Below are 21,122 nucleotides of genomic sequence, written 5' to 3'. Positions count from 1 at the left end.
TGTTGATTAATTGGAATCTATGTTGTTCTTTTTTCACTCCGTAGGAGTTCAGACTAATTTCTAATTTAGATTCCACGCTTCACTGCGTTTCGCTCTGAATGAAAAATAGGCCGTATAATTTTCAATTTCAACAATTATGCCTTTTCCAATAATACCAGGCTGTGATCATTACCCATCAGATGATTATAAAGAAGCACATTTTTCACACTTTCCTTTTTCTTTGCATTGGTCATCATAATTTCCGGGATCTGCTGTTCCTTAAGGATATGGCAGGCAATAAATGTTGAAAAACCACTGGCTGTATTAAATTCGCCACTCAAATGCTTGTAATAAAGCAAAGATGAGTCCGAAAACAGGTCCATCGCTTTGGTATAATAAACATCAGAATCTGCATCTCCACTGAATCCTAAAATGACGGCATCAATATCATGAGCTGAGAGATTGTTTTGAGTTAAAAAATTCCGGATAAAATCCTTTACTTCATCCAACTCTACTTTATTACTTATACTAATGTTTTTAAGCCTAGCGTAAGAGTTTTCGGTCTTATCTTTTCCAACAACAAAAAAGCTGGCGCCTTCACCCCAGATTACTCCGTTGGTGGTAGATTTCAAATAATCGGCAGGAAGTTCAGTTTCCTTTTTGATAGTATTATTTAAACAATATAGTTCCATTGTTCTGCCAGTCTGCTCGTCTGTAGAACCTACAAGAACATTTTCTGCTTCTCCGTCATTGATCTGAAGCTGAGCATCCAGTAATGAAAACTCCAGTGAAGAAGAAGTATTTACATAGGTAAAATTATAAGCATGGCATTGTAATCCAAGAGCAATCTGTCCTGCTACCGTGTTGTGGGTAGACTGGATAAAAAAGGTAGGGGTAAGGAACTCTTCATGATTATCAATCACGTTTTTCAGAAACTTTTCAGAATCCTGAGAACAGCCCATTCCGGTTCCTACAATGATGGCATCCGGCTTTTCAATTCCAGCTTCCTTCAATGCATAATGTGATGCTACAGAACTCATTTTTACTGTTTTAGACATTCTTCTGATCATCGCAGGCGGAATGAACTCTTTGTAATTAGGTTCTATGGCCTTAATGATGTTGGAAGAATTCTCAAGGGTAAGATTCTGAAGAATATTTTCGTTTAAAGTGTCCTGAACGGAGATACAGGATGCACTGTTGATGTATACTGCACTCATGATTTAGAGAAAATTAAGGTCGAACAGTTTCCTCCAAATCCGAAAGAGTTGGATAGCACATGATTGATGTTTTTCTCTTTCAATTCGGTAACAGGAGTAAGGTCAAACTCTTCCATTTTTGTTTTAAAATTCAGGTTCGGGAAGATAACGCTGTTTTGCATAGCTAAAATTGAAAATACAGCTTCAATTCCTGCCGCAGCGGCCAGAGTATGTCCTGTAAATGCTTTTGTAGAGCTGAATTCAGGAACATTATTTTCTCCGAAGATTCTTATCATAGCAATTCCCTCAGATAAATCGTTGTTGGGAGTCGCTGTGCCGTGAACGTTGATGTAATCTATATTTTCTTTTTCCAATCCGGAGATTTTCAAAGCCTGATGCATGGCTAAAAATGCACCTTGTCCGTTTTCTGAAGAAGCGGTCTGATGGTGTGCATCATTGGCATTTCCGTATCCGGAAAGATAAGCAAGAACTTTTTTATTTTCTTTTTTGACAACCTCTTCAGATTCAAGGACAAGGAAAGCTGCTGCTTCTCCAAGATTCAGTCCTTTTCTGTCGTTGTCAAAAGGAGTATTGTAAGAATCTGTAAGAATCATCAGGGTATTGAAGCCATTCAAAGTAAATTTTGAAAGAGAATCTGTTCCCCCGACAATGACACGGTCCAAAACTCCGTTTTTAATCAGTTTGGCACCCATCATAATAGCATTGGCAGCTGATGAACATGCTGTACTGATGGTAGAAACCATACCTTTTAATCCCAGATAATCAGCAATAACCAATGAGGAATTTCCGGCATCATGAGCATCAATGTATTTTTGCTTTTCAGGAAAGTCTTCGTAAGAGTAGAAATATTTTTCAGTAATATCCATTCCTCCTACACTGGTAGAAGAGATCAGCCCGGTTCTGCAGCTGTTGATATCTGAAATTCCTGCACTTTCTACAGCTTCTTTCGCAGCCATCATTCCCAGTAAAGAAGTTCTTGTAACATTATTGTCTTCATCTAACTGAAGTTTCTGTACAAATTCTTCATTGGATAATTTTATTTCACCTGTTTTAATGATTCCGGCATGTCGGGTTTCAAACATTTCAATATCTGAAATTCCATGTTTTCCGGATTGTAATGAAATAAAATTTTCTTCCGCATTGTTTCCAATGGAGGAAATGATGCCCATTCCTGTTATGGCAATTTTTTGACTCATGGTTTTAAATAATATAACAATGCAGCAATCTGATAATTCACAAATAATTACCACATCGTTATACTGTTAGACTGTTGTATTAATTTATTTTGTTCTGTTGTCTTCGATGAATTTTGCCATTGTATCGATAGATTGGAAAATTTCCTTTCCTTTCTTAGGATCAGCTAATTTTATCCCGTAGTCTTTATCAAGAAGAACGATCAGCTCCAAAGCGTCGATAGAATCTAATCCTAATCCTCCTCCGAACAACGGATCAGTATCTTTAATTTCTTCTACAGATACATCTTCAAGATTAAGAACTTCGATAATTTTGTGTTTCAATTCTGTTTTTAAGTTTTCCATAATTAAGTTGTTTATCAGTGTTTCAGTATATCATGAAGATCATTACATCATTACACTGTTATATTGTTACATTTCTATAAGGTTAGCAAATATACAAAAGCTTTATAATTTTCCTGATACAATTCTACCCAGCCGCATAGTACTTTGTTGGCTTTTCCGGAGTGGAGAATCTGTTCAGAATAGCCATTTAAAAAATTTTCATCAAATTCATCCAAAACAAAAAAAGCATTTTCTGTCTGCATTTTGTGCTTAATACTGATTTCTCCTACACATATGTTGGGTAAAGTATAGACAAATATTGCGGGACTTGGATAGAAATTATCCTGATCGTTGATGCTTTCCTGATATTTGAAATCCGTATCCAGGCTGGATGATCTGTTGGCAAAAACAATGGCTGTTCTGCTGTGATCTTCGTCTTTCAAAATGGTTTCAGCGGAAAGAAAAGCGAGTTTGCTCAGATTATCCATTTTATGAAATTTAGGATAGCTGAGATCTAAACTTTTATAAGCTTCTTTGGCAAATTCCTGGAAAGTTTCGCTCTGACTTTCAAAAACTATATTTCCGTCAACGGTTATCTTTGAATGTTCTATGGTACAGGTGTTTGTTTTCTTCATCACTTTCAATTTAACATTTTTCAAGCACAACAGCTGCATTACAACCTCCAAAGCCTGAAGCTGTTTTCAGGATATACGTAATATCTGTAGTTTGGTTTTCTCTGATGATGTTCAAAGGCTGGGTTACTCCCGTTTCTTCAAAATTCTTTGAAGGAATCAAAGTGCTGTGAAGAGCACTTTCCATAGAAATAATACTTTCCAGAAGTCCGGATGCACCCAAACAATGTCCGTAATATCCTTTCATACTGTTGAGAGGAATATGTTGAAGATCCATTCTGTTGAAGGCAATGGCTTCCATTTCATCATTATATAAAGTGGCTGTTCCGTGGGCAGAAATAAAATCGATTTGTTCCGGAGAAACACGGGCTTCTGCCATTGCATTTCTGATACTTGCATATAAACCGTCACCTGTTCTTGAAGGCCCGGAAATGTGATTGGCATCATTTATCGCAGAGTCTCCCAATACTTTAAATTTGAATTTTTCGTTTTGTGAGATTTTTCCTTCGTCAGAATGACAACCAGTCACATAAACTGCTGCTGCTGCTTCACCAATATTGATTCCGTCTCTGTTTTTATCATAAGGCTTGCAGGGGCCTGATCCTATAGCCTGAAATGAGTTGAATCCTGAAATAACAAATTCAGAAAGTTCATCACCTGCTACCACAAAGGCATCTTTATATCTTCCTGCCTGAATCATATTCTTGGCAACAGAAATTGCCATTACCCCCGAAACACAGGCATTGGAAACGATGATTGGTTTTGTTTTAAATCCAAAAAAAACTGCAACTTTTTCTGCTAATTTTGATAAATAAACGCCTTCTGGTAATTCAGACTGGTTTTTTAGCAGACTGATATTTCCTTTTGTTGTGGAAAGGATTAAAGCGGTGTCTTCTGATAGGGGATGTTTTTCAACAAGAGGTTGTAAGCTTAAAAGAAGCATTTTTTCCAGTCTTGTGAAATTATCGTTATCATTTTGAGTGAAGAATCTATTGAATTCTTCATTCAGTTTGTCAGAATCAATCATAGAAGCATAAAAAGCAGCCTGATTGTCTATGATTGTATGTAAAGCAACTCCCGATTTTCCTTCCAAAAGAGCATTCCAGTTGGAATCAACATTGAAGCCCAACGGAGTTACACAATTGTAGTCTGTGATGTAAATTTCCTTCCTCATGATAATCCCATTTTATCTTTCCAGTTTTGAAAAAACTCCGGATTGTATAGGCATAAGCTTCCGTTACTGTCCAGAAAAACCTGAATCGTTTCTCCGCTGCATACCAATTGATCTTCATTGTTGAAGATTTCATATTTATATATCAGCTTGGCAGATATTGAATTTACATAAGTCGTAACAATCCTGAAAGTTTCCCCATATTTTAAAGGGAGAAAATGCTCACAGGTACTTTTTACGATAGGTGTTACAAATCCCGCATTCTGAATATCAAGATAAGTAAGACCGTGCAGACGCCCGAAAGCTTCTCTTCCGTCTTCAAAATATACGATATAATGCCCATGCCAGACAATTCCCAGCGGATCTGTTTCATTGAATCGTACTCTTACTTCTTCAGTACAGGTTAATATATTTTCTTTAGACTGCATTTTGTTTTCTTTCGTAAAAAATGGAAATGGCTACGGTGGCAATATAGAATAAGAAAAGGAAAACCAATTCTTTGGCAATTCCGCCGATTCCGCTGTTTCTTAAAATAATATCATAATAGGCATTCAATCCCCAGTTCATAGGAGAGAATTTGGCTACGGTCTGCATGAATTCCGGCATTAAAAATACAGGAACCCAGATTCCGCCGATAGCTGCCAAAACAACTACAGAGGTTGCTCCGAATGGGGCAGACTGTTCCTGGGTATCGGCAATAGTTCCTAATAAGACACCAAATCCAATAGCCGCTAATCCCGCAAACAGCGTTACCGTTACAAGCTGGAACATTTTTCCGGAAACATCAAATGCAGGAAGGTCCATATAAGGGAAAAGATAAATTCCTACAGCAACCATCAGTAAAAACTGAATAATACAGATGATAAGGTAGGTAAATGTTTTTCCTAAAATATGTACAAAATAGGGTGTAGGGCTTATTCTGGCTCTTACGCTCGTTCCCTGGCTTTTTTCTTTTACCAGATTGATGGATAAAGGGACTACAATAAAGAAGATCGCAAAAAGAGTCCATGCAGGAACGTTGTGCTGAACAGAATTCGGCATAACATCCATTTCTCCTTTCTTGGGAGTGATTTCTTTAAAGCTGATCAGGTTTTTATTTTCATCAAGATTTTCCGTAGTTCCCAGCTGATCCTGAAATGCTTTGTAGATCTTTTTATTTTCTATTTCAAAAACCATTTTATTCACAGAATTCATCACAGAATTCTTGAATCCTGCATTGGTAGCAGGGTCAAAGTATAAATGAATTTCTTTCGCTTTAGGAGCTGTTGTTTTTACTTTTGCGGAGTCTCCTTCCAGTCCGAATGAACTTACAATGGTCTGAACTTTAGAATCAATATTGGAATTTAAATCTTTCGTTAAATTTTCCGGAATGACAATTGCCATCTGATAATCTCCTGAAAAAACAGCATCCTGAGCAGATTTTTCACTGAAATTGGTCAGCAGCTGGAATGTTTTGCTGTTTTCCAGTTCCGCTTTTATATTTTTTGAAACTTCAGATTTGTCCTGATCAATAAAAATGATCGGAATCTTTGATCCTTCAAGATTTTTAAAGGTAGAATCCTGAATAAGGGTAATGGTTACAATCAAAAGCAAAGGCATCACAAAGATGATGACAATTCCCCCAATATCTCTTTTCAGCAGAAGAATCTCCTTAATAAAACTTCTCCACAGTTTATACAACAACATCTCTTAATTCTTTTCCGGTTAATGAAATGAAAACATCTTCAAGGTTTTCAGCGCTTGCTACTCTGTTCACCAGTTCCTCAGGTGTTCCTACAGCATGAATTTTTCCATGGTCGATGATGGCAATTTTTGTACAGAATTCTTCAGCTTCCGAAAGGTGATGGGAAGTATAAATAATGCATGTTCCCTGTTTATTTAAATCTAAAAGATAATCAATAATTGCTTTTTTAGACTGAACATCCACACCTACAGTTGGTTCATCCAGAAATAAAACTTTAGGATTGTGAAGGGTTCCGGCGATGAGGTTACATCTGCGTTTCATTCCTCCTGAAAATTGTCCTACCTGCTTGTTGGCAAATTTTGAAAGTCCCATGATTTCCAGGGATTCATCAATAGCTTTTTTGAGATGATTGTGTTTTAAACCATACAGGCTTCCGAAAAACATTAGGTTTTCTTTAGCGGTAAGCGTTGGGTATAATGCATATTCCTGTGGAACAATTCCGATAATCTGTCTTATTTTGAATCCATCTGAATGTGGAGATAGACCATTGATCGTAAATTGTCCTGAAGTAGGCTTTATCAGTCCTGAAAGCATTGAAATCAATGTAGTTTTCCCTGCTCCGTTCGGTCCGAGAATTCCATAGATTTCATTTTTACTGATACTCAAAGAAATATCATTCACAGAAAACTCATCAGAATTTTTGTATTTCTTATATAAGTTTTTGATCTCAATCATATTTTCAGCCATATCAGATCGCTTTTCTTAGTTTTTTATAGAAAGCTTCTTCCAGATCTGCAATGTGCAGCATCGTTTTTGAAAGTTCATTATAGATATTGCTTTTTGAGTTTCTGTTTTTATAAACACGGGCAATATCTACAGCAAAATCTCTCCAAAGATCACCAATAGAAGTAATTTCTTTTGATAATTCCTTAAGCTCATCCTTTTTAAGGATGACGGCCGCTTCCTGAAGAAATGCACCATAAATAAATCTGAATCCTCCGCCTCCGGTACCAATTTCTTCCTGCATTCTGATCAGTTGTCCCAAATAATGGTTGGTCACTTTTGTTCCCTTTTTTTCTGCCCATTTCGGGATGCTTTTCGCTACCCATCTCATAGCTTTTACACCAATAAGAGGTACGGGCGCCAGCATATTTTTGCAAGTATCCTTGATTCCTTTTCTGATAGCTTCTTCAAGATTCACATTTTCAGGAACATAAATAGGATAATACATATGTCCTTTTGGAGGAAGTGCTCCTTTGGCATATCTCACTTTTTCCAGTTCTGCTTCAGAAAGGGAAGTCGTATAATCCATTACCGGATCACTGATCAGAAATTTTCCGTCTTCTTTTCCGTACACCACAAGGTTATGGGCATTGAAGTGGAATTTGTATTCTTCGGGAAAATAAGTAAGGTTGAAAACCCCCACCTGAAGACCGGTAGGTATATTTTGTTCCAGATTTCTTTCAAGAGCTTTTTGGGCATCTTTAGGATTTGAGAACTTTTCTCTTTTAATTTTAATTCCTAATCTTTTAGCTGCTTTGCTGAAAATAGCACCCGGCATCGGACGATAGCTGAAGCCCGGAGCAAAATTCACCTTTAAAAAAGGAAGATAGACAAAAAACAGTCCGGAACCGATTCCGAAAATCATAGGTTCGCTTAGTTTCAGGCCTTTATTAAGCAGTAGATTAGAAGCAACACCGTTTTCGCAATGCGCAGTCTGATGGTGTTCAAAGTTTAATTTCATTTGCTGATCGTATCTTTTCATTGGTTAAATGTAACGGGCGTTATTTCTGGCCCATTTCATTTATTTTCCGTTGAAGTTTTTTAATTCATCCACTGAAATTCCGAATGCATCGGCATATTTTTTCAGTGCATTTTCGCTTAGTGTTTTGAATATTTTGGGTTTAAAATGTCTTTTTACCCTCCATTGCCAGATTCCTACATAAGAAGCAAGGACACCCAGATCCATTTTGTTCAATTCCATAAAGTAAGCAATAGGGCTGGCTGTATTATTGGCAACATTTTGTTTTGCTTCCTCAATTCTTTCATAAATAAGTTCCATAGATTCATCCAGAGCAGCTTTCTTGGCATCCCAGCCTGTACTGTTTGCTGTCGTGTAATTGTCGTTCTCATCCGTCACATACAGAACTTCAGTCATGTTGGCGGATTTCAGGTTACTTTCGTCTTGAGGTAGGTCTTGTTTTTTCATCTAAATAATATTCATTTTTTTAGATTCCAGATGAAAAATTATTCACCTGTTTTTTTGATTCTTTTAATCAGGTGGCTAAAATAGTGAAAATACATTATATGTAAATCATATTAAATCTGGAGGAGTTATTGTAATGAAATAGGGGCTGTATGATCAATAAATCTCCGAAATCATAACAACAAGATTTTTATTTTTCCCCATTTGGGCAGAAGTCTTTAACTAATCAAATGTAAAATAATCTTAAAATAATCCCATAAGATTTATTATTCCCACTTGTAACGGTTCTCTTGTAACAAGTGTCTGTATAAATAAGACTAATGTTTAGAAATTTGGATTGAAAAATAATTATTAAATAACAACTATGAAAAAGTTTTTTATTTCTGTTTCGCTTTTCTGTATGATCAGCGCAATGGCACAGAAATTTGAGACCCAAAAGCTCACAGATGCTCAAGGGTACACTTATGAAACTGTAAAGAACGACCAGGCCGGTGTACGTGTATATACACTGAAAAACGGATTAAAGGTTTATCTGGCAAAAAATGATGATGCCCCAAGAATTCAAACTTATATTCCGGTAAGAACTGGATCAAATAACGATCCAAGTGATAATACAGGATTGGCTCACTACCTTGAGCACATGGTTTTTAAAGGAACTTCACATCTGGGAACTCAGGACTGGGAAAAAGAAAAAATTTTACTAAAGCAGATATCTGATCTTTATGAACAGCATAAAGCGGAAAAAGATCCTGAAAAAAAGAAAGAACTTTATAAAAAAATTGATGAAGTTTCTCAGGAAGCCTCTAGATATGCCATTGCTAATGAATATGATAAAGCCATTTCTTCTCTGGGAGCTACAGGAACGAATGCCCATACATCCTTGGATGAAACGGTTTATAAAAACAATATCCCTTCCAACGAATTGGAAAAATGGTTAAGAGTAGAGAAAGAGCGTTTTTCAGAACTGGTATTACGTCTTTTCCATACAGAACTTGAAGCGGTATATGAGGAGTACAACAGAGCACAGGATAATGACAGCCGCCTTGTATTCTATTCATTAATGCAGGCTCTTTTTCCAAAACACCCGAACGGACAGCAAACGACAATAGGTACTTCGGAGCACTTGAAGAGTCCTTCTATGGAAGCTATCCATAAGTATTTTGATACCTATTATGTGCCTAATAATATGGCTGTAGTATTGGTTGGAGATTTGGATTATGATAAAACTATAAAATTAGTTGATCAGTATTTCGGTGCATTCAAATACAAAGAGCTTCCAATGAAAAAAATGGTTACGGAAGAGTCGATGACCAGTATTGTTACAAGAACTGTAAAAAGCCCTACAACACCAAGAATGACGATTGCATGGAGAACAGATTCTTACGGAACGCAGGAAGCAAGACTGGCAGATGTAGTATCTGAAATTTTAAGCAACAGAGGAGATGCGGGATTAATTGACCTTAATATCAACCAAAAGCAAAAAACGCTTGGAGCAGGAGCTTATGAATCTCCTTACAAAATGTATGGTACATTTGGATTGGTAGTAACTCCTAAAGAAGGACAAAGCTTTGATGAAGCTAAAAAACTTCTGATGGATCAGCTGGATCTTGTGAAAAAAGGACAGTTTCCGGACTGGATGCTGAAAGCTATCGTAAATGATAAAAAAGTTCAGCGTATGAAAAGCTGGGAAACTGCTGACGGATTAGCTACTGAGCTTTATGATTCTTATATCAACGTAAGAACATGGGAACAGGAGCTGGATGAGATCAACCAGTATGACAAGATCACGAAAGCTGATGTTGTGAAGTTTGCCAACGATTTCTATAAGGACAATTATGTTGTTATTTATAAAGAAAAAGGAGTGAATGATAAGCTTGTCCGTGTACAGAATCCGGGAATTACGCCTATTAAACTGAACAGAGAAGCTCAGTCTCCTTTCCTTAAAGATATTCTGAATACAAAAGTACCGGAAATTAAACCTGAATTTATTGATTTTAAAACAGCTATTCAGACTTCAAAAATCAAAGATAAGACGGTAAGCTTTGTGAAGAACAAATATAATGAGATTGCTCAGATAAGTTATGTTTTCCCTTTCGGAACAGATAATGATAAAGAACTTTCCATCGCAGGAACTCTTTTTGAATATCTTGGAACGGATAAATATACTCCGGAGCAGCTGAAAGAAGAATTTTATAAGTTGGGAATCAGTTACAGCCTGAGAACTTCCAATGATCAGATGATCGTTACATTAAGCGGTCTTGAAAGTAATATGAAGAAAGGGGTAGAGCTGATGAACCACTGGATGACGAATGTAAAAGCTGATAAAGCTATTTATGCTCAAACGGTAAAAACAATTCTTGAATCAAGAGCTGCAGGTAAGAAAGATAAAGTGAGAATTATGGCTGCTCTTTCCAACTATGCTAAATATGGTAAAAACTCAAGAATGACAGATATCGTTTCCAAAGAACGTCTTGAGAGCATTGACGCTGTAGAATTGATGAAGAAAGTGAAAACGCTGAACCAATATCCTTATCAGGTGTTTCTTTACGGACAGGATCAGGCTGGTTTGGAAAAAGCAGTGAAGCCTTTTATCACGAATACAAGCCTTCAGCCAGCACAGGCAAAAGAATATACTGAACCGGCTACAGAAGGAAAAGTTTACTTCACGAACTATGACATGGTACAAATGGAAATGTCTAAAGTGGCAAAGGCCAATACCGTAAACCTTGGCAATTTTGGGAAAGCAAATGTTTTCAATGAATACTTCGGAAGAGGGCTATCTTCTATCGTTTTCCAGGAAATCAGAGAAAGCAAATCATTGGCTTATACAGCTTACGTTTCTTATGCAGCTGCTTCGGAAAAAGGTAAAGCAAACTATGTGATGAATTATATCGGAACACAGGCAAACAAGCTTCCTTTAGCAGTAAACGCCATGAATGATTTAATGGTGTCTTTACCACAAATTCCGGCTCAGTTTGAAAATGCAAGAGGTTCTGCATTAAAACAGATTGCATCCAACAGAATCAACAGAACGAATATCTTCTTCAATCAGTTAGCGTTGAAAAAACTAGGGGTTGATTATGATTTGAGAAAAGATGTCTATGCTGAAATCCAGGGACTGACATTGCCGCAGCTTACAGGATTCTACAATACTGAGGTGAAACCTGTAAAATATAATACAGCCATCATCGGGAAGAAAGAAAACCTGAATATGGAATCTATCAACAAAATGGGAGAATTCAACGAAGTATCTCTTGAAGAGATCTTCGGGTATTAATCCTTTTGTTAAAAATAATGATAAAAGCGGGACAGAAATGTTCCGCTTTTTTTGATGCTGAAAACTGTTTCTCCCTGATCATCAGAGTTTCACGGATTTATAAAATGTTTCACGTGAAATAATTCATTTAATGATGATGTTTTGGAGTCTGTAATATGTTGTTTATCAGTTGTTTTATGAGGGTGTGATAAATGTGGGAATAAACAAAAAATGAACGTTTTTCCGTAAAAGTATTGTAATCAATTCAATAGGAGTGGGCTTTAGCCTACTTGCAAAAACAAAAAATCAAATGGCTTTAGTCAAAACCTGTTTTTTAAACACAAATAGCACAAATGGATTGCACAAATGTTCACAAACAATAAGGATTAGGTAATTTAAAATAGAAAAGCTGTACAAAACGTACAGCTTTTCTATTTTATGTTGAATTGATCTTTACGACTTTATTTCCTGAATAAACAGGTTGATTTCCGCTCTGATCAATAATTCATCATTATTAAATGTTTCACAGAAGATGTGGCAGATGTTCTCAAATTGTGAAATAAGTGATGCTTTAGAAATGATTTTGTCATTTACTTTTGGAAGGGCAAAAATTTCAATTTTCTTGATATTGGTAATAAACCCGATTACTTTTGTATCTGCTTCAGGATTTTCAAAGAAGCTTTGTCCAAGGATAGAAGAGCAGGTTTGTGCCAGATTTTCAATTAATCCGGCTTCAGCAAACTCATTGTTGTGAACAAATATGTTATCTTCTTTTATTTCAAAGGAAGTCACTACTTTTTCTTTGGTCAGCTCAAGAATGTAGTCTGCCATAAGCATCGGTTCACGATGCGGTAAAAAGTTGTGTATATTGATGATATTCTCTTCCTTTATTTCCATTTCCAGTTTATTTTACAGCGGTTTTCATTTGAGATTTTGCAATCACCTCACCGTTCAGTTTTGTAACAATATCCACAAGGGTTACTCCCATTACTTCATTGAGGATTGTTACTTCAGATTTCAGATGATCTCCTACTTTAGGCAGAATTTCAGCTTCAAAAGATTTGATGGCTCCGATATATCCGGTAGGCGCATCTTTTCCCAGCAGATAGTATTTATATCCTGTATGCAGGGCAACGCTCTGTGCCTGGTGCTCAATAAGCCCTGAAGCCTGAAATAATCCGTCCTGGATGAAAAGATTATCTTCTTTGATCTCAAAACCGGATAAAAGATGGCTTTCAGAATATTCTGACAACTCATGTACCATCACAAAAGGAAACCGTTGTGGAATAAGACTTTCTACAAAATCTTTATCGGATGTAGGCAGTTTGTTTTCCATTAGCAAACGGTTAATAAAGCACAAGAGTAAGCGAATCTTCCACTTTCAGGAACACAAAGAAGTACTTTTTCTCCTTTTTTTAAGGTCCCGGAATTCATAAGTTCTTCCAGGGCAATAAATATAGATCCTGCTCCGATGTTTCCAACCTCAGAAAGGTTATAGAACCATTTTTCTGCAGGGAAATCCATTCCTTTTTTTGCAAACTCTTCCTTCAGTCCGTCTTTAAAGTATCCTGAAGAAATGTGAGCTAATACGTGATCAATTTTTTCCGGATCTAAATTATGTTTATCAAAAGAAGATCTTAAACTTTCTGCTCCTTTTACAAGGATATATTTATCAAGGATTTTAGTATCCTGTTTGATGGCAAAAATAGATTGCTTCAACCAGTCATCAGATGGGTAATCTGCCCATGATTTTAGGCTTCCGTCTTCCAGCTTATCACATCCGGCATACATACAAGCTTCGATTTCGTGTGCGTAAGAATAGAAATCAATGAATTCTACTTTTAAAGAAATACCGGTTTCTCTCGGTTTGTTTTGCAAAAGGAAAGCTCCTGCACCGTCAGAAAGCATCCATCTCAGGAATTCTCTTTTGAAAGCAATAATAGGTCTTTCTTCCAGTAATTTTAAATTTTCAGCTTCATGGTTGAATTTATCAGCAGTCATCCATGCAGACATTCTTTCGGAACCAGCACATACTGCACTTTCCTGTACCCCGGCTTTTACAGAAAGGAATCCGTAATTAAGAGCATTCATTCCTGAGTTGCAAAGACCGGTTGAAGTATTAATTTCAATAGATTTTCCGATGTTCAGCTCACCATGTACCATAGAAGCGTGAGAAGGCTGTATCTGGTCTGGTGAAGTAGTTCCTACAGATAATAATTTCATGTCTTCCTTTTTGAAATTTTCGTCAAAAAGTCCTTCAATTGCTTTGGCTGTAAGCTGCGCATTAGAGTGTGTGGGGTTTCCTTCTTTGTCTAAAGCGTAGTATCTTGTCGTGATTTTATTATTTCTTAGGATAAGTGATTTTGCTTTGGATGGCGCATCATTGATAAGCCCAAGATAAGTCTCCATTTCATCATTCGCTACCGGCTCATTGGGTAAGTATTTTGATGCTTTTGTTATAAATACGTCGTACATTCTATTTTAAATTAATTCCTTGTAAATATCTTTTTTGTTTTTGTCTTTTAAACCAAAATATAGGGGTTGTAAGCAGGTGTAAAACCAAAACGACAGGTGAGATAATCCATATCGCTGCCATCAAATATACCTTAAAGAATTTTATCAGCAATGGACGTTTCTCTTTTTTCTTTATAATCAGATTAGACCATACTGTGAAAATTTTATTACCTACCTTTTCTACCCGTACTAAAAACGGGCGGATTTCAATGGCTCCGTTTTTCACAAGCTCCGGCTGCAAATTATTAAGGTCGTTATTATTAAAATGTCTTTCAATAATCTCGCCATACTTTACTGAGCCTGTGATTTCTTCATTGGAAACCCCTGCAGCGGGAAGCATTCCTGATTTTTCTTTCTGGCCTGTTGTAAGCCATCGAAGAATGGTTAATACACTGGTATAATTGTCGTGTCTGTCTACCAATGCAATATTCCCCACAAGTTTTGCATGTAAATCTCTTAAGTATACCTTTAATTTTTCCTGGGAGAGCATCCACATATTTCTGGTTCCGGAGATGGTGACTACAGGTGTATCTTTAAGGATGCGTTCTGCGTAACCACTCTTTAAAAATGAAATGATAGGAATGGATGGTGTGAGATACCATACCTGATACCCGAAAAGGATAAGGTCATACTTTTTGCTCAGAATTTCTTCCGAAGGAGGCAGAATTTCTTTTGGAATCTGTAAATAAGACTCTGGAAAGGTGTTGAAAAAAACATCACCTGGCCAGGGAAAAGGAAAATCTTCCTTTAGCTGAATGTTGTAATACGTAATATCGTAAGCCTCCTTTTTAGCTTCAAAAGGTTGGGCTATATTTCTCACGATATCTTCGAGTTGTCCGGTTTGTGAATAATATATGACAAGTATATTTTTCTTCATTAGTTTTCTTTAGCGTTTACAAAAATATGTTTTTCATATTTATTATTTAGTTTTAAATACTTTTAATGATTCAGAACTAAATTTCAGCGTATAATTCTCATTTTCAAACGAAGCATTCTTTGTATTGACAAAAATGATGGTCTCAGGAAGAACCTGAATATCCTTGAAGCTAAAATGATCATGTGAGATCAAAAGAACATCAATCTTTTTAGTCACTTCTGAAAGGTCTTTTATATACTGTATCTTTCTTCTTTTTACCAGATAGCCATGTGCTGCTATTGCTCTTTTTTCATCATCTTTTATCAGAGAAAAAATTCTTCGGCTAGCCTGATATAAAGTCAATAAAGCATCTTTCTGTCCGAAATCATCGGCCATATGAAGGATGTTGGCTTCATTGGAAATATGCTTATTCAGTTCGAAATATACTGATTTTTTGGTGTTGAAGTCTTCTTTTACTTCTTTTACCACTTCGCTGTCTTTATAAAGATAGCTCAGGAACAGTTTCTTTTTGAAATAATTTTCATCCTCGATCTCTTCTCTCAGTTTAGCAAACTCTTCTCTGAAATACGCATTGATCTTCTTTGTTCTTTCAGAATAGTTCTTGCCAAAACTCATATCGTCTTTGCTGATCCTGCTGCCTACTTTTACAGTAATGCTTCCATCATAAATAATAAAGTCTCCCTTTGGTAATACCTCAGAATTGCCATGAATGTAAAGCGGAAGGACGTCCAGCCCAAATTGCTCTGCAAGATAAAACGCTCCTTTATGGAATCTTTTCACATCATTGGTATACGAGCGTTCTGCTTCAGGGAAAACAACTAGGGAATATCCCTGTGCAATTTTTTCTTTCAGCTTATCCATTCCATTCTCAATTCCCTGTGAAACCGGATAGAAACCCAGTGCTTTTACCAGTTTTCCGAAAACAGGAGATTCATATACCCAGTCATTCACCAGATAGATGATTTTGTGGGTAGCCATGGCAATGGCCAGGGTATCTAAGAAAGAAGTGTGATTGGCAATAATAACAGCCGGTTTGCTGAAATCTTCAGCGGTATTTCTGATAACCCTTTTCTTTACAAAAGGTGTTAAATAAAGTACCGATGTTAAGAACTTAGCCAGAATCAGTTTGATGATGTCCAAGGTTTTTCCTTTGGCATTTTTAATAAACAAACTTCCGAAAGCTGAGAACACCAATCCTCCCAAGCCGTAATATAAAAACGAAAATACAGCCCGTAAAAACAGCCTGAAAGTAATGGGAGAAAGACCTTTTTTTGCACGATTGGTAATGAATAATCTGAACCAAAAGGGATATAAGGTAGAAGTAATAATAATAACAGAAAACATTCCGATAAGGGCCACTAATGCTAAAGAATGCAGGGCCGGATGCTTGGCGAAAATCAGAGACCCAATGGAAAGAATAGTAGTGAAAACCGCAAGAATAATGGATGTTCTATAGGTGGGTAGTTCATTTTTGCCTGTTGTGTGTTCTTTTTGCATAGCCTGTGTGAGAAAGATACTGAAATCATCTCCCACTCCAAATACCAATGTACATACTACAGTACTGAAAATATTTAACTCTAATCCTAAGAAATAAAGTATCCCCGCTGTTACAATTCCCGTTAAAACAATCGGGAACATGGTAAGAATTGTGAGTTCAAGATTTCTGAAAAACACAATAATTGTCAGGACAATTGCTAAAAGAGAATAATTGATCAGCGTATTGAAGTCCCTCTTCAGCAAGCCGAGGAAATTTTCGTTCATCTGCTGGCGGTCAATAGCAATGGCATCATGCTTCTTCTCAATATCTTTGATGAAAGCATCTCTTTTATTTTCATCTACTTTTACCACATTGGAAACCGTATAAAAACCATTTTCGCTACTCATGAATTCTGAGATCTGTAGAGCCTTTATCTTTTCGTAATCTTTCAGGTTTAATGCAGTGTAATTTTTATGCAAAACTTCATTGAAGTTGTCAAAAGCTGAACCATTGAATCCAAATTTGTTTCCATTACTGATCAGCTCGGAAATAGTCTGGTTCTTCTTAGAATCATTCCAGAAGCTGTTCCATTGTTCAATCTTTTTTTGCTGATCCTTTTCTGAAAGGACGACGCTTCCAATAGAATTGTAGCTTAATATTTTACCTTCTTTTTTCTCTTTTTCAAGGAAGCTGCTCAGTTCAGAATTTCTGGTTAATGCCTGCTCTTCGGAATTTCCATAAGAGATGGTGTAAATAGATTTTGAAGTTATATCAGAAAGCTTCTGCAGTTTGGCTTCACTGATTTTCAAGTCTTTTGGAATATAATTAAGATCACCAATGTCCTCATTAAAACCTACATGCCTGAATCCGAACAGACAGGCAAGAATGATAATAGAACATCCTATAATCAGAGGCTTGTTTTTCTCGTAAGGATAAGACCCTATTCTGTCGATGAAATTCGTATTGAGGTGTTCTCCTTTTTCTTTAGGCTTATAGAGCTGAGGAACAATAATCAATGCTGAAATTGAAGAAAGAATAACGGTGATAGCAGCAAAAAGTCCCAGATCTTTCAACGCTTCAGAACGTACAAAAACCAGACACAGGAAGGAAACAGCTGTTGTTGCGCTGCTCAGTATAATAGGCTGGGTGATTTCTTTATAAAGCTCTTCAATATTATTGTTATGCTTATAATGGGTAAGAATATGCAGGGCGTAATCTATTGTAATTCCAATCAGAATGGCTCCTACACTTAATGAAATTGCTGAAATTTTATCTTTAATAAAATAAAGGACGAGTAGAGCAAGCAGTACAGAAAATACTGTTGGTAAAAAGACGATGATGGGTGTAAAGAAATTCCTGAAATAATAGATCAGAAGAATCAGAAGAACTGTCATAGAAATCACTACCGTATTCTGAATATCTTTTTTGATCTGTTTGGCATTGGCTACAGCAATCACCGGAGAACCGAAATAGCTGATCTCTGTTTTTCCCTTAAACTGTTTATTAATGCCGTCTTTTATTAAGTTGAGCTGATCTACAAAAACCTCATTGGCTTTCGTGTCATTACTTTTATTCTTTGGATCAATAAAAAGTAACAGGTTCTTTCCGTCTTTGGTTACAATATAGCTGTCTTCAAGCTTGAAATCTTTGCTGATGTTTAATGCATTCAGTTTTTTAATTCCCAAAAAAGTAAGCCCCAGAGGATCTTTTTTGATAAACTCCTTGGTAACAAGACTAGTTGGAGAAACCAGTGAAATATAATTATTCTCTACCTGTTTGGCAATACTGTCTTTCTGAAGTTTGCGGTCAATTTCCTTATAATCATTTTCATTAAGGAATAAAGGTAAGTTTTGGCTGACGAAATCAAATGTTTCCGAAATCTCATTATCATTCACTTTACCCTGAACGGAACCTATATACTTTTGTAGAGGCTCTATTTTCTGCAAAAAAGTGTCTGCCGTTTCAGAAAGCTGAAAACTGTCTTCACCGGATTTATTCTCAATAATAACGATGATCTTATCCGAAAAATTAAGCTGCTTAAGAACCTTTGCCGTAAGATCAGATTTTTCATTTTTAGGAATGATCTGATTGATGTCTTCCTCAAAATTGATCTTTGATGCAAAAAACAGGCATAAAACAGCAATTCCTAAGGCTGTAAGTACAGATAGGATTTTATTTCTGGAAATCAGATAATATAAAAATATAAAAAAACGATGCATTGCATGTAAATCAAGTCTGCAAATTTAATTTTTTAAGCATTAGTTCAAAATAGTTAGAGATAAGTTTTGACTGAAAATCAATAAAATATTCTAGGAAGAATGAAAAAATATTCTACTTTTGCAAAAGTTCCCCTTTAAAAAAATGTATTTTAAATAACAATTATTATTAAAAAATAAGAATCTGTTTTAGATATGTTGAAAAGAAATGATGAAAAAATAAACGGATTTCTATTTGTAATAGTACTTCCGCTTCTGTTGTTTGCCATGTCTTATTATGGATTTGAATCTTCGTATACAAGACTGAAAACATCAGAAACAACGCCTGACTTTTTATTTTCCTCGGTATACGCCTACAGAGTGATTCCCAATTACCTGAGTGTGCAGATGACAGATTTAATGTATGATCTGATCAATGGTCCCTTTTCTTTCTTTAAAGATTTTTTGTCCAAAAACGGAACGCCGTTCTACCATGGGCTTTTCCTGATGAATAGTGTGTTTTTCATTGGATGCTCCCTGATCTTAAATGCTGTATTTAAACTGAAATCCACAGGACTTCTGCTAAACCTTAATGCAAGAAGAATTATCCACCTTTTATCTGTTTTTTTTATCGTAATAACTCAGTATGCACCAACAAACTGTGATACTATTGCCCTTTTCTGCTATCTGACAGGTGTGTTTTTAACACTGAAATTTCTGGATACCAGGAAAAATATCTTCTTTTTTATCCTCATTGGGCTTATCGCAATCTCCACATTGGTAAGAGAAACAGCCTGTCTGAATATTGCTTTCTTTGCCGCGGTATTTTTCAATATTGCTGAATTGAAAAAAGGAAATTATCAGATGATCTTGAAAATAATACCTCTGGTTATTGCCTTTCTTGTTCCTTATCTGGGATTAAGAGCTGTGCTTGTTCAGGATGAAACTACTTTTGTAGAAGGCTTTTATATCAACAGGAACTTTTCCAGTCCTTTTAATCTTGCAGGATTGATTTTTGCCATTATTGTGATTTACTTTATATACAGGCTTTGTACTGACGAAGAAAACAGAAACGTTTTTGGAAAATATTTTTTCTTTTCAATCCCTTACCTTATCATGATCACATTAGTAGGTCTTTTTTGGGAGGTGAGACTTTTTCTGCCCTTAATTCTGACCGGAATTATTACGGCATATCATCAGTTTAAAAAAACATCAGAGATTTAGCATGAGTTTACTACATCCATATTATATTATTGCCATCGTCTATATGCTGTTCTTCAGTATTCAGGAAGTGTATGGAAAAAAGGTTGATAAAAAATGGTTCTGGTTTCTTGCTGTTTATTTTATTCTTATTGCCGGGCTTAGAAATGAGGTAGGTCCTGACTACGGAAGTTACAAAGGAATTTATATTTATTCTGATACCAAAAGCTATTACAGTATCTTTATGAAGATGCTCCACATGGAAGGATCTGAAAACCTGGATGTAGAGTGGCTGTATACATTGATTAATAAAATACTTCTCAATTTTTTTAATGCCCCTTTTTATATGCTGACGCTGGTCATTGCTATTTTCGCGATGATCTTTAAAGTAGAATATACAGAAGACAATACATTTTATCCGTTTACCTTCACTCTTTTTATGTTTATTCCCAACTTTTTTATCGGAGAAAGTGGGCAGATCAGACAAAACCTCGGGACCTTTATCGTTTACTTTGCAATACGATACATCAAAGAACGGAAATTCTGGCATTACTTATTTTTCATATTTATAGGATCAGGTATACACAGTGTCTGTTATTTATTCCTGCCAATGTACTGGCTGGCCCGTGTTCCCCTGAACAAAACGGTAATGCTGATTATGATTATAGGCTCGGTCTTTCTCTCTCCGTTTGAAATATACAGGAGTTTTGGAGGCTTCCTGGATGGAATGGCCTCGAATAGTACGCTTGTAGAAGGTTTCAACGGATATATGGATGAAACGGTACAGCGATTGAATGGTGGTATCGGGATTCCGGAGGTGATGATGGCGATTTTGACCTTCTTTCTTTTTGTTTTTGATACTAAGATGAAAGAGCTTTATCCTTATTATGAATACCATAGAAACTATGCTGTCATCGGTATTTGCCTGTACTTTATCTTTAGAAATAACCCTATTTTCTCCTCGAGACTTGCAGGAGCTTTCATTGGGTTCTCGTATATTATTATTCCAAATGCCATGTATGTTGTTTCTGCGAGAACCAAGAACATGATTTATGCGTTTATCATTTCACTTGTCGTCTTCAACTTTGTTGTTTTCTCACTCTTTAATAATATCAAGGCGGGACGATTCTCAATAGAACGTTACAAAAACCATATTCTTCCATAGTATTTTGGAGGTAAAAAATATGAAGACAGCTT

General features: G+C 36.1%; 18 protein-coding genes. 3 read left to right on the top strand and 15 right to left on the bottom strand.

Annotated features, from left to right (window positions below; genetic code table 11):
* Positions 1 to 134: 134 nt before the first annotated feature.
* The 10 genes from OL225_RS18835 to OL225_RS18790 form a co-directional block, all read right to left on the bottom strand.
* Entirely contained in the window at positions 135 to 1,196 is a 1,062-nt protein-coding gene (locus tag OL225_RS18835) for a beta-ketoacyl synthase N-terminal-like domain-containing protein (protein WP_264519224.1), read from the bottom strand.
* The gene (locus OL225_RS18830) at positions 1,193 to 2,392 is read right to left on the bottom strand and encodes a beta-ketoacyl-[acyl-carrier-protein] synthase family protein (protein WP_264519223.1); all 1,200 of its coding nucleotides are present in this window, start codon (positions 2,390 to 2,392) and stop codon (positions 1,193 to 1,195) included. The genes OL225_RS18835 and OL225_RS18830 overlap by 4 nt, the downstream gene beginning before the upstream one ends.
* A gap of 84 nt (positions 2,393 to 2,476) precedes the next feature.
* Complete coding sequence (locus tag OL225_RS18825; protein ID WP_034692439.1) at positions 2,477 to 2,734, bottom strand: phosphopantetheine-binding protein; 258 nt, start codon at positions 2,732 to 2,734, stop codon at positions 2,477 to 2,479.
* Between the two features lie 74 nt (positions 2,735 to 2,808).
* Positions 2,809 to 3,348 carry a 3-oxoacyl-ACP synthase gene (locus OL225_RS18820; protein WP_264519222.1) on the bottom strand — a complete coding sequence of 180 codons (540 nt, stop codon included), beginning with the start codon at positions 3,346 to 3,348 and terminating at the stop codon, positions 2,809 to 2,811.
* Positions 3,349 to 3,358: 10 nt separating this feature from the next.
* Positions 3,359 to 4,519: a beta-ketoacyl synthase N-terminal-like domain-containing protein gene (locus OL225_RS18815; protein ID WP_264519221.1), complete on the bottom strand. Its 1,161-nt coding sequence runs from the start codon at positions 4,517 to 4,519 to the stop codon at positions 3,359 to 3,361.
* Entirely contained in the window at positions 4,516 to 4,944 is a 429-nt protein-coding gene (locus OL225_RS18810; RefSeq protein ID WP_047377399.1) for an acyl-CoA thioesterase, read from the bottom strand. Before OL225_RS18810 ends, OL225_RS18815 begins: the two co-directional genes overlap by 4 nt.
* Positions 4,934 to 6,202, bottom strand: coding sequence for an ABC transporter permease (locus OL225_RS18805; protein WP_264519220.1), 1,269 nt, complete (start codon positions 6,200 to 6,202; stop codon positions 4,934 to 4,936). The genes OL225_RS18810 and OL225_RS18805 overlap by 11 nt, the downstream gene beginning before the upstream one ends.
* A complete protein-coding gene (locus tag OL225_RS18800; protein ID WP_264519219.1) occupies positions 6,189 to 6,947 on the bottom strand; it encodes an ABC transporter ATP-binding protein in 759 nt (252 codons plus the stop codon). Before OL225_RS18800 ends, OL225_RS18805 begins: the two co-directional genes overlap by 14 nt.
* Before the next feature lies 1 nt (position 6,948).
* Positions 6,949 to 7,944, bottom strand: coding sequence for a BtrH N-terminal domain-containing protein (locus tag OL225_RS18795; protein ID WP_047377447.1), 996 nt, complete (start codon positions 7,942 to 7,944; stop codon positions 6,949 to 6,951).
* A 60-nt stretch (positions 7,945 to 8,004) separates the two neighbouring features.
* Positions 8,005 to 8,409 (bottom strand): hypothetical protein, encoded by a 405-nt coding sequence (locus tag OL225_RS18790; RefSeq protein WP_047377402.1) that lies wholly within the window; start codon positions 8,407 to 8,409, stop codon positions 8,005 to 8,007.
* A 361-nt stretch (positions 8,410 to 8,770) separates the two neighbouring features.
* Here OL225_RS18790 and OL225_RS18785 point away from each other — a divergent pair, with 361 nt between their 5' ends.
* Positions 8,771 to 11,683 (top strand): M16 family metallopeptidase, encoded by a 2,913-nt coding sequence (locus OL225_RS18785; RefSeq protein ID WP_264519218.1) that lies wholly within the window; start codon positions 8,771 to 8,773, stop codon positions 11,681 to 11,683.
* A gap of 432 nt (positions 11,684 to 12,115) precedes the next feature.
* On the opposite strand, the gene OL225_RS18780 is transcribed toward OL225_RS18785, so the two are convergent.
* The 5 genes from OL225_RS18780 to OL225_RS18760 are packed head-to-tail and all read right to left on the bottom strand — an operon-like array spanning position 12,116 to position 18,749.
* Positions 12,116 to 12,559 (bottom strand): ABC transporter permease, encoded by a 444-nt coding sequence (locus OL225_RS18780; RefSeq protein WP_264519217.1) that lies wholly within the window; start codon positions 12,557 to 12,559, stop codon positions 12,116 to 12,118.
* Between the two features lie 7 nt (positions 12,560 to 12,566).
* The gene (locus OL225_RS18775; protein ID WP_264519216.1) at positions 12,567 to 12,998 is read right to left on the bottom strand and encodes a hypothetical protein; all 432 of its coding nucleotides are present in this window, start codon (positions 12,996 to 12,998) and stop codon (positions 12,567 to 12,569) included.
* Positions 12,998 to 14,137 (bottom strand): beta-ketoacyl-ACP synthase III, encoded by a 1,140-nt coding sequence (locus OL225_RS18770; protein ID WP_047377405.1) that lies wholly within the window; start codon positions 14,135 to 14,137, stop codon positions 12,998 to 13,000. Before OL225_RS18770 ends, OL225_RS18775 begins: the two co-directional genes overlap by 1 nt.
* A gap of 1 nt (position 14,138) precedes the next feature.
* Complete coding sequence (locus tag OL225_RS18765; RefSeq protein ID WP_264519215.1) at positions 14,139 to 15,053, bottom strand: dialkylrecorsinol condensing enzyme DarA; 915 nt, start codon at positions 15,051 to 15,053, stop codon at positions 14,139 to 14,141.
* Positions 15,054 to 15,095: 42 nt separating this feature from the next.
* Entirely contained in the window at positions 15,096 to 18,749 is a 3,654-nt protein-coding gene (locus OL225_RS18760) for an MMPL family transporter (protein WP_264519214.1), read from the bottom strand.
* A 192-nt stretch (positions 18,750 to 18,941) separates the two neighbouring features.
* On the opposite strand from OL225_RS18760, the gene OL225_RS18755 reads away from it, so the two are divergent.
* Together OL225_RS18755 and OL225_RS18750 are read left to right on the top strand one after the other, a co-directional pair.
* Positions 18,942 to 19,949, top strand: a complete 1,008-nt coding sequence (locus tag OL225_RS18755) for a hypothetical protein (protein ID WP_047377408.1) — start codon at positions 18,942 to 18,944, stop codon at positions 19,947 to 19,949.
* A 1-nt stretch (position 19,950) separates the two neighbouring features.
* Positions 19,951 to 21,090 (top strand): EpsG family protein, encoded by a 1,140-nt coding sequence (locus OL225_RS18750; protein WP_264519213.1) that lies wholly within the window; start codon positions 19,951 to 19,953, stop codon positions 21,088 to 21,090.
* Positions 21,091 to 21,122: the final 32 nt, after the last annotated feature.

It is taken from the genome of Chryseobacterium viscerum (assembly GCF_025949665.1).
GTDB lineage: Bacteria > Bacteroidota > Bacteroidia > Flavobacteriales > Weeksellaceae > Chryseobacterium > Chryseobacterium viscerum_A.
This window is presented reverse-complemented; position numbering and strand designations above follow the sequence as displayed.

What these genes read in the sequence shown, in the direction of transcription:
- OL225_RS18790 (WP_047377402.1), bottom strand. Translation starts at nt 8,409, where the DNA reads ATGAAAAAACAAGACCTACCTCAAGACGAAAGTAACCTGAAATCCGCC.
- OL225_RS18800 (WP_264519219.1), bottom strand. Translation starts at nt 6,947, where the DNA reads ATGGCTGAAAATATGATTGAGATCAAAAACTTATATAAGAAATACAAA.
- OL225_RS18835 (WP_264519224.1), bottom strand. Translation starts at nt 1,196, where the DNA reads ATGAGTGCAGTATACATCAACAGTGCATCCTGTATCTCCGTTCAGGAC.
- OL225_RS18820 (WP_264519222.1), bottom strand. Translation starts at nt 3,348, where the DNA reads ATGAAGAAAACAAACACCTGTACCATAGAACATTCAAAGATAACCGTT.
- OL225_RS18760 (WP_264519214.1), bottom strand. Translation starts at nt 18,749, where the DNA reads ATGCATCGTTTTTTTATATTTTTATATTATCTGATTTCCAGAAATAAA.
- OL225_RS18815 (WP_264519221.1), bottom strand. Translation starts at nt 4,519, where the DNA reads ATGAGGAAGGAAATTTACATCACAGACTACAATTGTGTAACTCCGTTG.
- OL225_RS18785 (WP_264519218.1), top strand. Translation starts at nt 8,771, where the DNA reads ATGAAAAAGTTTTTTATTTCTGTTTCGCTTTTCTGTATGATCAGCGCA.
- OL225_RS18795 (WP_047377447.1), bottom strand. Translation starts at nt 7,944, where the DNA reads ATGAAATTAAACTTTGAACACCATCAGACTGCGCATTGCGAAAACGGT.
- OL225_RS18805 (WP_264519220.1), bottom strand. Translation starts at nt 6,202, where the DNA reads ATGTTGTTGTATAAACTGTGGAGAAGTTTTATTAAGGAGATTCTTCTG.
- OL225_RS18750 (WP_264519213.1), top strand. Translation starts at nt 19,951, where the DNA reads ATGAGTTTACTACATCCATATTATATTATTGCCATCGTCTATATGCTG.
- OL225_RS18770 (WP_047377405.1), bottom strand. Translation starts at nt 14,137, where the DNA reads ATGTACGACGTATTTATAACAAAAGCATCAAAATACTTACCCAATGAG.
- OL225_RS18755 (WP_047377408.1), top strand. Translation starts at nt 18,942, where the DNA reads ATGTTGAAAAGAAATGATGAAAAAATAAACGGATTTCTATTTGTAATA.
- OL225_RS18775 (WP_264519216.1), bottom strand. Translation starts at nt 12,998, where the DNA reads ATGGAAAACAAACTGCCTACATCCGATAAAGATTTTGTAGAAAGTCTT.
- OL225_RS18765 (WP_264519215.1), bottom strand. Translation starts at nt 15,053, where the DNA reads ATGAAGAAAAATATACTTGTCATATATTATTCACAAACCGGACAACTC.
- OL225_RS18810 (WP_047377399.1), bottom strand. Translation starts at nt 4,944, where the DNA reads ATGCAGTCTAAAGAAAATATATTAACCTGTACTGAAGAAGTAAGAGTA.
- OL225_RS18825 (WP_034692439.1), bottom strand. Translation starts at nt 2,734, where the DNA reads ATGGAAAACTTAAAAACAGAATTGAAACACAAAATTATCGAAGTTCTT.
- OL225_RS18830 (WP_264519223.1), bottom strand. Translation starts at nt 2,392, where the DNA reads ATGAGTCAAAAAATTGCCATAACAGGAATGGGCATCATTTCCTCCATT.
- OL225_RS18780 (WP_264519217.1), bottom strand. Translation starts at nt 12,559, where the DNA reads ATGGAAATAAAGGAAGAGAATATCATCAATATACACAACTTTTTACCG.